The sequence below is a fragment of the Halobiforma nitratireducens JCM 10879 genome (assembly GCF_000337895.1).
Classification (GTDB): domain Archaea; phylum Halobacteriota; class Halobacteria; order Halobacteriales; family Natrialbaceae; genus Natronobacterium; species Natronobacterium nitratireducens.
In genome coordinates this window covers 1-12,811 of sequence record NZ_AOMA01000091.1, presented here as the reverse complement: position 1 = coordinate 12,811, position 12,811 = coordinate 1, and the positions used below count along the sequence as shown (strand labels likewise).

The window sequence follows — 12,811 nt, the reverse complement described above, 5'->3', positions numbered from 1 at the left end:
TTCGACCTCGAAGGCGTTTTCCGACCCAGAAAATACTCTCCGGCGACTAATAATGGTGCCACGGTAAGGGTTGATAGGGAGATCACAGGTCCGGTTCCCCACGCTGTGTGATCTCCCGTTTCCCGACCGCCGGACGACGGCATTCCCGCGGGACCCGCCATCCCGCTACGTGACCTCGCGTCCGTCGTTCGGTCCCCTCGCCCCCTTTGTTCCGCGCCGCCCTGTGGTCCGCGCTGCTTCGGCCCGACGCCCTTACGCAGCCGGACCGTAGCCGTCCGTGCGTTCGCTCGCCGATGTTCGTACTGTCGTCGTCGAACCCAAGAGACGGCCCTGCGGTCAGTCCCCGATACCGACCCGTCAGTGGTGACCGTACAGCGAGTACGTGATCGCGACGAGCCCGAGCAACCGGCTGACGTTCTCGAAGAAGACGGTGGCGACCTGCTGTGCGTCCGTGAAGGTGTTGATCGACACGTTCACCAGGAACGGAAACAGCGTGAGCAAGAGAAGCCCGATCGACAGGTAAAGCATCGAGGGCGCGTCGTTGCGCCGATATCCGCGATAGGCCTGGTACGCGATGACCGTCCCGATCAGCGCGACCAGAAAGAGACTCGCGACGGTTAGCAGTTCGAACATCGTTGCTTCGTCGATTCTGACGGTTTCGGCGGCCGTCCCCGAACCCACACCCGCGATCGCGAGTAGGGCCGGACTGACCGTCACTGCGGCTCCGAGTACGCTCCCGGTCATCGTATCCCCTCCCACATGCGGGTGAACTTGTCCGCGACGTCTTCCTCGTGATAGGAGAGTTCGAGGTCGAACGCGCCGTCCTCAAGCGTCAACTCGAGTCGCTCGAGATTTGCGCTGTAGACGCTGTAGTGGTTACCGTCTGGGGCGAGTTCCGTTTCTTCGGTGACGAGTCGACACTCTTCGAGGCGATCGAGGCGACGATAGATCGTCGGCAGGGACGCGTCACACCGTTCGCTCAGGGTACTGGCAGACATGGGTTCGACGCTCGTATGGGTGAGGATCTCCCGGGCGTACTCGTCGTCGAGGACGGCGAGCACCGTCGACAGATCCGTCTCCTCACTCACTGGTACCGGGTCGTTCCGGCAGTAGTATCAAAAACGGTCCGGTTTTTCTGACCGAGAAAATACTCGGGACAACCGGCCGTTCGTTCCGGTTTCGTCGCTTTCCGAGGGGTCTGCGCCTACCGATACCGACCGATCTGGTCGCTACGACCGACCAGAAGACTCGAAAGGCACTCGCTCGAGCCAGTCGAACGCCTGATCGAGCAGCCGTGCCTCCGCTCCGGTCGAGAACCGGTGTCCCTCTCCCGGGATCGCCCGGACAGTAACGTCGGTCTCGAGTCGGCTGGCGGCCTCGAAACTGTCCGCGACGGACACCGACTCGTCTTCGCGGCCGTGGACGATCAGGACCGGAACGGTGAGGTCGGTCGCCGCGTCCGCGAAGCTGTACGCGTCGAGGTCGTCGAAAAAGCGGGCGTCGATTCGTCGGCTCCCGTTGCCTGTGTCCCCGTCTGTCCCACTTGTCGACTGGCCGCCTTCGTCGCCCCCGCTCGCGTTCTCGTCGAACAGGTACTCTCCCCTCCGGTCCACGACGGTGCGATAGTCGTCGAACGCCCGCGCGTAGGTTACGGGCGCTCGAGCGACGACCGCCTCGATCCGCTTTCGGTCCAGTTCCCGCGGGCCTGTGTCGCCGGCCGCGACGTGAACGGCGACTTTGGCCCCGAAACTCGAGCCGAAGAGGGCGACCGACGGCGGATCGAAGTACTCGAGGACGGCGGCGAGATCGGCGAGACGGCTGCTGAGCGTCGCGTCGACGAACCGACCGTCCGACTCGCCACACCCACGGAAGTCGAACCGGACGGCGTCGTACCCCTCCGCGACGGCGCGGCGACAGCGCCGCTCGTAGCTGCCGGACTTGTCGCTCACGAAGCCGTGACAGCAGACGAACCATGGTCGTTTCCCGGCCGCGCCGCTCGTGCTCGTCGGCTCGGGCCGGTGGCGAACGGCGACGACCGACTCGCCGTCGACGACGGGGACGGAGTGAGTCTCGGACATCGTTCGAGCTACGTACTCGAGGACGGTGAACGTCCCGCTCGAGTGCAGGGTACCCAGGGCGTGGGCGTGAACGCGGACATGGACGTGAGTGAAGTACCTCGGGGTCACGTGGTTCGAGACGCTTCGCGTCTCGTCATCACGGAAGACACCGTCTTCCGTACGACCCCGAGGCACTCTCGCTGTCGCTCTGTCGAGACCGCAACCGGACGAGCCGCCCCGCGGTCGTCTTCCCGTCCCCGCGGAAACGAGGGGTAGGTTGCTCGTAACGTCCCGAACTCGGACGCAGTGTGTCCCGTCCGTGAGTACGCACTCATTTACTATCGTGTCGATCGGGGTGAGTGTACGGACGAGATGACCGAACCGACCGCGAACACGTTCCGCCGGTCAGTCACGGCGTCGCTGGGCTACCGGAGAGCCGAGCCCTCGGTCCCAGCTTCGACGCGGCGACGCCGACGGAACGGACCGCTCTCCAGCCCCGAGGAACGACCATGACGACCGAACTCGATCGTCGGCTCGCAGCCGACGCCCTCCCCGACGACGCCGAGTTCGCACTCTGTCTCACCCACGACGTGGACCGCCCCTACAAGGGACTCCGCGGGCTGTACTACGCGACGCAGGAACGGCCCGGCTACCACCTCCGGACGCTGCTCGGGGATGCGAACCCCTACTGGCAGTTCGAGGACCTCATGGCTCTCGAAGACGAGTTCGGCGTCCGCTCGGCGGTTTACTTCCTGAACGAACAGCACCTGTTCGCCGATCGGCCGGTTCACGAGTGGCTCTCGCCGTCGAACTGGGTCCAGCATCTCGGCCGGTACGACGTCACGGCCGACAAGCTGGTCGAGACGATCCGGGCTCTCGAGCGCGGCGGGTGGGAAGTCGGCCTCCATGGCTCCTATCACACTCGCGACGACCGTGGCCGGTTGTCCGAGGAGAAACGCACACTCGAGGGGTTTCTCGACGACCCGATCTCGGGTGGACGACAGCACCACCTCCGGCTATCGGTGCCGGAGACGTGGCGTCACTACCGATCGATCGGGCTCGCGTACGACGCGAGCCTCGGATCGACGACGGAGTGTGGCTTTCACTACGGCTACCGCCCGATCCGGCCGTTCGGCGACGAGTTCCTCGTGTTCCCGCTGACGATCATGGACCAGGCGCTGCCGGACCCCGGCAGCGAGTTCGACGCCGCACGACTGACCTGTGACCGACTCCTGCGGGAGGCGGCGGCCAACGACGCGGTGTTGACCGCCCTCTGGCATCCGCGGTTTTTCAGTGAGCGGGAGTTCCCTGGCCACCGTCGGCTCTACCGCTGGCTGCTCGAGCGAGCACAGGAGCTGGGTGCGTGGATCGGCACGCCCCGCGAGCTTCGTGACGCCCTCGAGACGCGGTCCGACCTGAGTGGCGCGGACGACCCCTCGGACGGGCCGGAACTGGAGCCACCAGTCGAGCCACCGGCCGATCGCCGGTCCTCGGCGACCCTCGAGCCAGCTCCGGACGACCGGGTCGATCCGTCCCAAGTGGGGACGGCTGGAACCGACTCGACGACCACGAGAGGTGACCCATGACCGGACGCGACCGGCTGGCGGTCGCTGCCGTCGTCGCGCTCGTCGTCCTCGGCACCGTCGGTGGCGTCGCAGGAAGCGCGCTCGCGGACGCCACCGCCGACGCCGGCGAGCCGGCCCCGGCCCCCAACGCGAACGCTTCGATGCCGCCGTCGGACCACACCTACGTGATCGAGCAGGGTGACGCCTGTCAGGAGATCGAACCGCTGTCGACTTCCGAATCCGTCGACTCGTTCTACGACTACCGGAACCACGAGACCCACCCCGAAAGCGCCGACAGGATGTACAGCTCATACGGTACCGAGCACTTCCAGGAGAACAACGCGAGCTTGCTGTTTCTCCACGAAGGGACCGACGGCATCAGCCTCGTCGCGGTTCACGACCGCGTCGACGGCGAGACGACCGGCGGCGTCGCGTCGTTCGACATCGTCGGGCTCCCACACGAGGCCGACTGGGAAGTCAAGAACGACGACTACGACGGTCCGACCAACATGGACGAGTTCGACCGCGGCGACGGCTGGGCGGCCGCCGACTGGATCTGGATCGAGAGCCGCACCGGCGGCGGCGCGATCCAGGGTGGGCTCAACGATCCGTTCGCAGTGACGGTCCATCCCGCGTTCAACGAGGACGCCACACACTACGAGAACGACGATCTCTACGACCCCGACTGGTACGACGGCGGCGAGATCGAGGAGTGGCACGTCCTCTCCGGCGACGCCGACGACCCCGACCGCTGGGAACTCACCTCGCTCGAGGAGCCGGTGACGATCCGGACTGGCAACTGCGCCGATCCTGCGGTCACGTACGACCGGACCGACGAGGGCATCGCCGCGACGGTCACGGACGCTAGTCACGACGATGTCGTTCGGCTCCAGCCGACGAACGGGTCTGCCGACGGCATCCAGTTCGAGCGCGTCGACGTGACCGATCTCGTGGGCGAGGAGACGTTCGTCTTCGCGAGCCACCAGCCCGACGACCTCCCGGCCGCCCCCGACGATCGCGAGTCGCTGGGGTCGCTCGCCGGCACGTCGACCCAGGAGATCACCGCGACGGTCACGTTCAGCGTCGACGCCCAACTCCTCGAGGAAGAGAACCTCGAGCCCGATCGCGTCGCGGTCTACGAGAGCGACGACGGCGACTGGAGCGAAGCCGAAACCGCCCTGATAGAGGAGACGGGCGCGACCTACCGGTTCACCGCGGAGGTGTCCTCGCTCGAGGCGTTGACCGTCGCGGAGACTCAGGGAGCGGAGTCGACGGTCGAAGGGTACGCCTCTTCGATCCCCGGGTTCGGGCCGATCGTCGCCGCGGGCGCGATTCTGCTGCTCGTCGTCGGCTGGGCGGCGCGAGTGCAGTCTCATACCGCGTAGCCGGCGGGTACCGGGACTCACCCGAGAGCTGGTTTCACGGCGACGGGCCGACGCGAAGAACAGGAAATCCCGGCGGGAGAAAACAGCCCCTAAGGACCGCGAGACGAGATTCCCGGGCGCATAATGGACGTTCGGACGGCGGTCGGCGACGAGTTGCGCGCGCTGTGGAGCGACGGAAGGGGAATCTCGCTCGTCGTCGTCGCGAGCGCGTGGGGGCTGCTGGTCGGTACGCGGATGATCTACCCGGTCGTCCTGCCGTACCTCCAAGACACGTACGGCCTGAGCCTGTCGGTTGCCGGCCTGCTCGTGACCGTTCTGTGGCTGTTCGGGTCGCTGGGGCAACTCCCCGGCGGCCTGCTCGCCGACAGGTACAACGAGCGGACGCTTATGGCCGTGAGTACGGTGATCGTCGCGCTCGCGCTCGGCGTCGTCGTCACCGCTGCGTCGCCGATCGCCCTGTTCCTCGCGACCGCCGTCTGGGGGCTGGGCCACTCGCTGTACCCGATCGCGCGGATCACCTTCCTCTCGAACCAGTATACGGACCGGCTCGGGAGCGCGCTAGGGGTGACGATGGCGACCGGGGACGTCGGGCAGACGATTCTCCCGCCGATCGCAGCAACCATCGCCGCCGCGGTCGCCTGGCAGGCCGGCCTCGGCTTCGTCGCGCCGCTGCTGTTCCTCGGTGGCTTCGCCATCTTCTTTACGCTCCCGACGACCTCGACGGCCTCTCCGTCGGAAGCGGACGAAGCCGAAGACACGACATCTCTCCGGGACGCGCTGGGTGTCCTGACCGAACTGCGGAACCCGGCGATGGGGTTCATGGCCGTTATTCTCTTCCTCTATATCTTCATCTGGCAATCGTTCACCGCGTTCTACCCGACGTATCTCGCCGCGGAGAAAGAGATCGCTCCCTCGACGGCGAGTGTCCTGTTCGGACTGTTCTTCGCCGTCGGCGTCGTCGTCAAGCCCGTCGCCGGCGCGGCCTACGACCGCATCGGGATGCGCGCCTTGCTGGTCAGCGTCCTGGTGCCGCCGGTCGCCGGATTTGCCCTGCTCCCCGCGATCGACAGCGTCTGGCTACTCGTAGGTGTCACCGCCCTCATCAGCACGATGCTCGGCTCGGGAGCGATCACGCAGTCGTATCTCGCCGACTCGTTCTCCGAGGAGATGCAGGGGACCGGGCTCGGGGTCATTCGAACGGCCACGGCAACGCTCGGGGCCGGCGGTCCCGTGCTGTTCGGCGTGATCGCGGAGTACGGCTTTTTCGACCAGGGCTACGTCGCGCTGGCGGGAATCATGGCGGTCGTCATTCTGCTGACGCTGCGAATGCCCGACACCTAAGGGCTCGAGCGGTCAGTCGCCGCCCACACCGACCGACTGCGCCGGCTCGTGCTCCGGCCGCCGGCCGAACCGACGCACCGACTCGAGGTCCGCGATCCGGCCGCGGGCGGTCGCCGCGTCGACGATGATCTCCGTGAGGTTCGCCTTGTCCGCGAGGAACTCGTCGCGTCGCCGCTGCCAGGTCTGTTCGAGGGTCTCGTCCGCGAGCAACTCGTCGATCCGATCGAGGACGGCGTCGGCCGCGGCGACGTTGTGGACCAACCCCTGAGTCTCGAGGGCAACGAAATTCCCCATGTCGTCGTCGCCGACGAAGGAGTTCGACCGGATCGCCGGCGTCCCCAGCAGGGCGGCCTCGGTCACCATCGTCTGTGTGTCGGCCACGAGGAGGCTCGCTTCAGCCAGCGCGTCGTGCATCAGTGCCGGATGGAGGTCGAACCGTCGGACCGATTCGGGCAGCCCCTCGAGGTCGGCCTCGCCGCTCTCGTCGGAGACCAGTACGGTCACGTCTTCGGCGAGTCGCTTGGCGATCCGGCGGCGATCCGCACCGGTCAGCCCGCGCTTGCCGACGTCGTGTTGCGATCCGAAGGCGTTGAGCCGGAGAACGGCGTATCGCTCGTCGCGCTCGAGTTCGAGGGCGTCACGAACGTCCGGGTTCGGCTCGTAGGTGTCGGGATGGAGGTAGGCACACTCCTTGAACCCGGGAAAGACGTAGTGGTGCTCGCCGAGGTTCTTCCGGAAGGTGTTGGGGGTGAGGACGGCTCGTGCGAACGGCGTCGAGATCGTGTGGTCGAACGAGGCTGGCTCGGAATCGATGAGCAACACCGTCGGCGTCCGGACGACGGCTCCGGTGTGGGCTGCGTACCCCCCCATCCCGAAGATCAGGTCGGGATCGTAGGCTCGAGCCAGCCGGATCGCCCGGGCGTAGTGGGCCGGCAACCGGCTCAACAGCGATCCCTTGGAGGTGTCACACGCACCGTAGACCTCGTAGGGCAGGTCGTACCACTCGAGCAGGTCGACCGTGCAGGTGTAGTCCCGGGCGAGGACCAGGACCTCGTCCCCGCGATCCGCGAGCCGCCCGATCGCGTGCTTGTACAGGTGGACGTGGGCCGGCGTGTTCGTAAAGAACAGGTATCTCATACTGACGGTATCGTCTCCTGATCGGATCTGGTCGGTCGAGGGGGTTTGTTATCGGGCTCGTACCGCCCATAACGACGGGCAGACGGTGTGACAGCCCCCACCTGTGGCGGCGGGCCGGGCCCGGCTTCGGGGGTAGCGAACGGATACTAATAGGAATCCGTTGCCAGGTCTCCGTAGATGCAGTCTCAGGGACTTCTCGAGAGAGGCGGTGACGAGTCGCGACCGGCGACGGGATCGTTCGGACGCGAGCGGCCTGTATTGTGCGAGTGGCGCGAGCAGTACCTCCCAGTACTCGATTCCACGCTCGCGTACGCTCGCCGCCGGGACTACGTCGGGCCGGACTACGGCGACGGCCTGAGCAGCCGACTGCTGCAGGCGATGCCCGTCGAGAACCGGTGGCTCAACCTGGCGGTACAGGAAACGGTCAAGCGCGCCCCGATCGACGTCAGGCCGCTCTTTCGCGTCGAGGAACGGCGCAACTACAAGGGCGCTGCGCTGTTTACGATGGCCAACCTGCAGTACCACGAGCTGGTCGGCGACGGCGTCGAGGCCGCCCCCTCGCTCGCCGCGTTCGACCCGCTGCTCGAGGCCGACCGGCTCGCCGACTGGCTCGTCGAGGAACGCATCACTGACTACAGCGGTTTCTGTGGCGGCCACCGCCATCCGATCCAGCACCTCCACACCAAGGGGGTGCCGAGCGATCCGGATATCGTGTCGACGGCGTTCGCGGTCAAGGCACTGCTGCGGATGGCCCAGTTCGCCGAGCGCGAGGACGCCGATCTCGAGGAGGAGACCCGCGAAAAGTACGCCGCCTACGCCGATCTGGCCCGGACGGCGACGGAGTTTCTCGTCGAGGACCTGAACTACCGCGAGGTCGAGGACGGCGCGAAGATCGACTACCACATGAACCACCCCGAGGACTCCTACACGATCAACGCTGCCGCACTCGGCGCAGCGATGCTCGTGGACCTCTACGAGTACTTCGGGGACGAGGACCTTCGCGAACGGGCGACGGCGATCCTCGATCACGTCGCGGCCTGTCAGACCGACCGCGGCGGCTGGCCCTACCGTCTCCCGGCCGACGCCTCCCACCTCTCGATGGACAACCACCACAACGGGTTCGTCGTCGAGGCCTTCCAGCGGTACCGCGATGTCGTCGACGCCGACCGCTACGACGAGACCCTCGAGGACGGTCTCGAGTTCTATCGGTCCGAACTCTTCCAGCTCGACGGCGCGCCGAACTTCGACGAGGGCAGCGCCTATCCGCGGGACATCCACGCCAGCACGCAGGGCATACTGGTGTTTACCCGCGAGGGCGACCTCGAGTTCGCCGAACGGATTCTCCGATGGACGCTGGCGAACATGCAGGTCGACGGCGAGCAAGGGCGGTTCTACTACCGGACGCACCGCCATCACACGAAACGCGTCACCCTGATGCGGTGGTGTCAGGGGTGGATGTCGTACGCGACTTCGTCGTTCCTGCGTTCGTGTTCCGAACGCGGGGCAGCCGAACCCGGGGGGTCACGGGAGCACGAGCGTCGGAACCGAGACTCCTCGCCCGAGGCATGAGCCGAACCACCCCCGAGAGCGCCCCGACAGGGTCGACACTCGAGTCGCAACCGGACTCGAGTGCCGACGGTCGCTCCGACTCCGTGAATCAGGACTGCGACTGGGACCGAGACCAGGACCCCATCGAGGCCGATCGCTCGCAGCCGGCCGACGCCGAGCCGTCTCCCGAAGAGACGCGCGTACTGGTCGTCTCCGGACTCGCACACAAGAACGAACGCCACTACGGGCCGCTCGCGGCGGCCGCCGACGAGACGACGCTCGTCTGTCTCGATCCCCGCTACGCCATCGCGGACGCGACCTACCTCGAGGTACCCGACGTTGGACCTCGTCCCCTGCGGGTCGTCCTCCTCTTTTTCCTGGCGCTGCTCGAGGGATACAGAAACGAGTACGACGCGGTCGCCGCCATCTCGCTGTTTCCCTATGGCCTCTATGCGCTCGCGCTGAAGGCTATCTACGGCTATCCTGCCTCGCTCGGGATCATCGGGATCGACCTCGATCACCACGCAAAGCAGTGGTACGGCCCGCTACCGCGGTGGGCGTTCAGGCGCTTCGATGCAGTCTCCGTCCCTGGCCCCTCGCACGTCGACGACCTCGAGGGCTGTGGCGTCCCCCGCAATCGGATCGAGATCCTGGCGAACGCGATCGACGCCGAGCGGTTCCGACCGGATTCGCTCGATGAGGACATCGACCACGACCACGACCACGACTACGACTACGACTACGACCACGACTACGACTACGACTTCGTCTGGGTCGGTCGCTTCAGCGAGGAGAAAGCCCCCGTCCGGTTCGTCGACGCACTGATCGCCCTCGAGAACCGTGGCGACCGCGAGTTTCGGGCAGTCATGGTCGGCGACGGGCCACTCCGGTCCGAGGTCGAGAAGCGACTCGAGTCCCACGGCCTCCGCGAGCGGGTCGATCTCCCAGGCTGGGTCGGCGACCCGCTGGCATACTACCGCCGGTCGCCGACGGTCGTCCTCACCTCCCGGCGCGATGCGTTGCCGCTCGTGTTGCTCGAGGCGATGGCGACGGGACTCGCGCCGATCGTGCCGCCCGTCGGATCGATCCCCGACGTCGTCACGAACGGCGAAAACGGAATCGTCGTTCCGGACCGCGATCCGGAGAGCTTTGCCGTGGCGATGGCTCACTGTCTGGACGACCCCGATCGGCGTCGAACGCTCGGCGAGAACGCGACGGGGATTCGTGCGGCGTTCTCCTACGAGCAGGCCACACGGGACTGGGAACGGATTCTGGCCACGGCCACCGCGGGAACTCGAGGCGGTGACTCGTCTCCGTTTGCCCGTTTATAGGGAGCCATAGAACAGTGCACACACCCCATTTGCCACGACTCTCTGCCAGGCAGTATCGGGGACCGATGGACCACGAGAGGGCGAAATCTACTCGGGGCTGTCAGAAATTGCGTGCTGAATACAGGGCGCGAATGCAGCACGGGTTGAAGCCCGACCCCGAAGAGTAGTGATCGGTCAGTACAGAAGATACATCTTACACGTCACATCCTCACGGAATCAGTGATTCGCTATTTTGGTAACAGGAAAGATAATTACATCGCGGAAAAAAGGCCACTGTATGAAGTCAAAGAGAGAACAAGTAAGTCCTGAACTTGAGAAACGGTTACGGCCTGATGAAGAAGTGCAAGTTGCAACAGAGATGGATAAACGAACATTGGTTCCAAACGGGATTGGTTCATCAATACTTACTTTGGTGTTTGCTATCCCATTCATAGGAGTATTTGGAGTAATGGGGGCGTCAGCCATTATCGAAGTTCTTAGCTCCGGACCTGTTGGGTCTGGTGGAAGCACAACGGCGTACATTGTTGCGTATGGAATCGTTGGCGCGGTAGCTCTTCTCGTTGGGTTTTACCCGTTAATCGTGTCTGCCCTGGCAGCGAAGTTTGGCACAGTTGAGTACGCGATTACCGATGAACGGTTCATCAAAGTGGAAGACATGGTTGTGTCAACAAGTGATGAATCAGTTCCAATTACTCGTGTTCGGGATGCAGACTACAGCGAAGGGATGATTGATAAACTCCTTGGAAATGGAGATATCGAGCTACAGGGAACACAAGGAGATTCACTTACCTTCAACAATGCTCCTGAAAGCGATACATTGTACGAAAAATGTCAAGTGGCAATTCAAGAAACTGAAGCAGTTGATGATTACTCAAACAGAAAATAACTGTCAAGCAGTCTGATTTTGATCATCTTCACGGTGGAGGAAGCCAAATTCCATAAACGTAGTTATTCGAAGGAGTCACGCCACTTGCTGGAGCTGTCGGGCGGCAGAGATCAGGAATAGGAGCGACGAGATACTTGATGCGATAGATTTCACGAGTGAAGTGCCTCGGGTTTAAGCCCCGTGGTACTCGCCTCGTACCGATTGTAAATTCAAAATTCTCGACGCCACCGTGCAAGACTCAACCTCTGTATGCAGCAGGCCGCTAAGAGTACGTCCCCTCGCTGCGCGTCTCTCTCGACTGACGGCTCGTTTGAGAGACAGGCCTGGAATTATCTCCAGTAGCGACGCGATAACAAAACGAACACTCACTGTCCTACGACCTACATGGACATCGAACGACTGAATCTCGAGGAGTGGGAGTCGGCGCTGCCGTCGTCCGGCGCGACCGTCGAGGTGTTCCACGATCCGGACGCTCTCGCGGTGCTCGACGCCCACACCGACGCCGAACTGCGGCTGTACGGCGCGTTCAAGGGACAGCAAGCGGTAGGTCTTCTCCCGGTTTTCGTCGAGGACAAAGCCGTCGGCCGAACCGTCTTCTCGCCACCTCTGTCGATGGGCGTGCCGCGACTCGGACCGATCATCGACCCGAACAGCCCGAAACGTCGCAAGTGGGAGCGGATCAACGCGGCACTCGCGGAGGGCGTCCTCGAGGACCTCGAGGTCGGTCGGCGATCGACACTGCTCCGGATGACCTGTCCCGTCGGCTACGGCGATCCGCGACCCTACGGCTGGAACGGGCTCTCGGTCGAGCCGGAGTTCACGTACGTCGTCGACCTCGAGGGCTGTTCGGACGTCGAGGACGCGATGGCCGGTTTCAGCAAGAGCCTGCGAAACGAGATGCGCCGGTACGACGACCTCGATCTCCGGATCGAGACCGAGGGGATCGACGCCGCGCTCCGAATCTACGATGACGTCGTCGACCAGTACGCCGAGTACGACGACGAGGCCCCGATGACTCGGCAGTTCCTCCGGGACCTGCTCGCGACGCTCGAGGACGACCGGTGGCGGACCTACGTCGCCCGGACGCCCGACGGCGAGTACGAGAGCGGTATCCTCACGCTGTTTTCCGACGAACTGGCCTACTACTGGCAGGGCGGGGTGACGGCGTCCTACGAGGGCGTCAGCGTCAACAACCTCCTGCACCGGGTCATCCTCGAGGATCTGGTAACCGATCCTGACCTCGAGTCGGTCACGGGCTACGATCTCGTCGGCGCGAACACGGAACGGCTCTGTGAGTACAAAGGGAAGTTCAACGGCGAGTTGCGGCCCTACTACGTCGTCGAGTCGTCGGGACTCGAGATGCAGCTAGCGAAGTCGGCCTACCAGCGTGTGAGTGGGTCGCTGAAGTAGCAGGACTCGCTCGCTTTCGCTTCTCGCTTTTGGCCCTCCGTTCTCCGTCCGTCACAACTGACGTTGCTCCGTTGCGAGGTCATCTAATCCTCCTCTCAGGCGTTCACTCCACTGTTCTTCGTGAGACTTGTAGGGAATTGGACGCCGTCTT

General features: G+C 64.5%; 11 protein-coding genes. 7 read left to right on the top strand and 4 right to left on the bottom strand.

Annotated features, from left to right (window positions below; translation table 11 throughout):
* Positions 1-357 precede the first annotated feature (357 nt).
* The 3 genes from C446_RS09030 to C446_RS09020 all read right to left on the bottom strand — a co-directional run bounded on the left by C446_RS09030 (position 358) and on the right by C446_RS09020 (position 2,078).
* On the bottom strand, positions 358-633 hold the full coding sequence (locus C446_RS09030; RefSeq protein WP_152419415.1) for a DUF7521 family protein: 276 nt from the start codon (positions 631-633) through the stop codon (positions 358-360).
* 107 nt (positions 634-740) lie between these two features.
* Positions 741-1,088: an ArsR/SmtB family transcription factor gene (locus tag C446_RS09025; protein ID WP_006672780.1), complete on the bottom strand. Its 348-nt coding sequence runs from the start codon at positions 1,086-1,088 to the stop codon at positions 741-743.
* A 141-nt stretch (positions 1,089-1,229) separates the two neighbouring features.
* Positions 1,230-2,078 carry an alpha/beta hydrolase family protein gene (locus C446_RS09020; RefSeq protein WP_049920124.1) on the bottom strand — a complete coding sequence of 283 codons (849 nt, stop codon included), beginning with the start codon at positions 2,076-2,078 and terminating at the stop codon, positions 1,230-1,232.
* A 488-nt stretch (positions 2,079-2,566) separates the two neighbouring features.
* Between C446_RS09020 and C446_RS09015 the strand changes: the two genes are divergently transcribed.
* The 3 genes from C446_RS09015 to C446_RS09005 all read left to right on the top strand — a co-directional run bounded on the left by C446_RS09015 (position 2,567) and on the right by C446_RS09005 (position 6,348).
* A complete protein-coding gene (locus C446_RS09015) occupies positions 2,567-3,643 on the top strand; it encodes a polysaccharide deacetylase family protein (protein ID WP_083861101.1) in 1,077 nt (358 codons plus the stop codon).
* Positions 3,640-5,007 carry a PGF-pre-PGF domain-containing protein gene (locus C446_RS09010; RefSeq protein ID WP_006672777.1) on the top strand — a complete coding sequence of 456 codons (1,368 nt, stop codon included), beginning with the start codon at positions 3,640-3,642 and terminating at the stop codon, positions 5,005-5,007. The genes C446_RS09015 and C446_RS09010 overlap by 4 nt, the downstream gene beginning before the upstream one ends.
* 123 nt (positions 5,008-5,130) lie before the next feature.
* A complete protein-coding gene (locus C446_RS09005) occupies positions 5,131-6,348 on the top strand; it encodes an MFS transporter (protein WP_006672776.1) in 1,218 nt (405 codons plus the stop codon).
* Positions 6,349-6,360: 12 nt separating this feature from the next.
* On the opposite strand, the gene C446_RS09000 is transcribed toward C446_RS09005, so the two are convergent.
* Entirely contained in the window at positions 6,361-7,485 is a 1,125-nt protein-coding gene (locus C446_RS09000; RefSeq protein WP_006672775.1) for a hypothetical protein, read from the bottom strand.
* A gap of 177 nt (positions 7,486-7,662) precedes the next feature.
* Between C446_RS09000 and C446_RS08995 the strand changes: the two genes are divergently transcribed.
* The 4 genes from C446_RS08995 to C446_RS08985 all read left to right on the top strand — a co-directional run bounded on the left by C446_RS08995 (position 7,663) and on the right by C446_RS08985 (position 12,660).
* Complete coding sequence (locus C446_RS08995; RefSeq protein ID WP_006672774.1) at positions 7,663-9,054, top strand: prenyltransferase/squalene oxidase repeat-containing protein; 1,392 nt, start codon at positions 7,663-7,665, stop codon at positions 9,052-9,054.
* A complete protein-coding gene (locus C446_RS08990; RefSeq protein WP_006672773.1) occupies positions 9,051-10,364 on the top strand; it encodes a glycosyltransferase in 1,314 nt (437 codons plus the stop codon). The genes C446_RS08995 and C446_RS08990 overlap by 4 nt, the downstream gene beginning before the upstream one ends.
* Before the next feature lie 277 nt (positions 10,365-10,641).
* Complete coding sequence (locus tag C446_RS17975) at positions 10,642-11,250, top strand: PH domain-containing protein (protein ID WP_083861100.1); 609 nt, start codon at positions 10,642-10,644, stop codon at positions 11,248-11,250.
* Between the two features lie 384 nt (positions 11,251-11,634).
* The gene (locus tag C446_RS08985) at positions 11,635-12,660 is read left to right on the top strand and encodes a GNAT family N-acetyltransferase (RefSeq protein ID WP_006672772.1); all 1,026 of its coding nucleotides are present in this window, start codon (positions 11,635-11,637) and stop codon (positions 12,658-12,660) included.
* The last annotated feature ends 151 nt before the right edge of the window (positions 12,661-12,811 follow it).

Coding starts and splice junctions, on each gene's coding strand:
- C446_RS09030 (WP_152419415.1), bottom strand. CDS start 633: ATGTTCGAACTGCTAACCGTCGCGAGTCTCTTTCTGGTCGCGCTGATC.
- C446_RS09020 (WP_049920124.1), bottom strand. CDS start 2,078: ATGTCCGAGACTCACTCCGTCCCCGTCGTCGACGGCGAGTCGGTCGTC.
- C446_RS09015 (WP_083861101.1), top strand. CDS start 2,567: ATGACGACCGAACTCGATCGTCGGCTCGCAGCCGACGCCCTCCCCGAC.
- C446_RS09010 (WP_006672777.1), top strand. CDS start 3,640: ATGACCGGACGCGACCGGCTGGCGGTCGCTGCCGTCGTCGCGCTCGTC.
- C446_RS09005 (WP_006672776.1), top strand. CDS start 5,131: ATGGACGTTCGGACGGCGGTCGGCGACGAGTTGCGCGCGCTGTGGAGC.
- C446_RS09000 (WP_006672775.1), bottom strand. CDS start 7,485: ATGAGATACCTGTTCTTTACGAACACGCCGGCCCACGTCCACCTGTAC.
- C446_RS08995 (WP_006672774.1), top strand. CDS start 7,663: ATGCAGTCTCAGGGACTTCTCGAGAGAGGCGGTGACGAGTCGCGACCG.
- C446_RS08990 (WP_006672773.1), top strand. CDS start 9,051: ATGAGCCGAACCACCCCCGAGAGCGCCCCGACAGGGTCGACACTCGAG.
- C446_RS17975 (WP_083861100.1), top strand. CDS start 10,642: ATGAAGTCAAAGAGAGAACAAGTAAGTCCTGAACTTGAGAAACGGTTA.
- C446_RS08985 (WP_006672772.1), top strand. CDS start 11,635: ATGGACATCGAACGACTGAATCTCGAGGAGTGGGAGTCGGCGCTGCCG.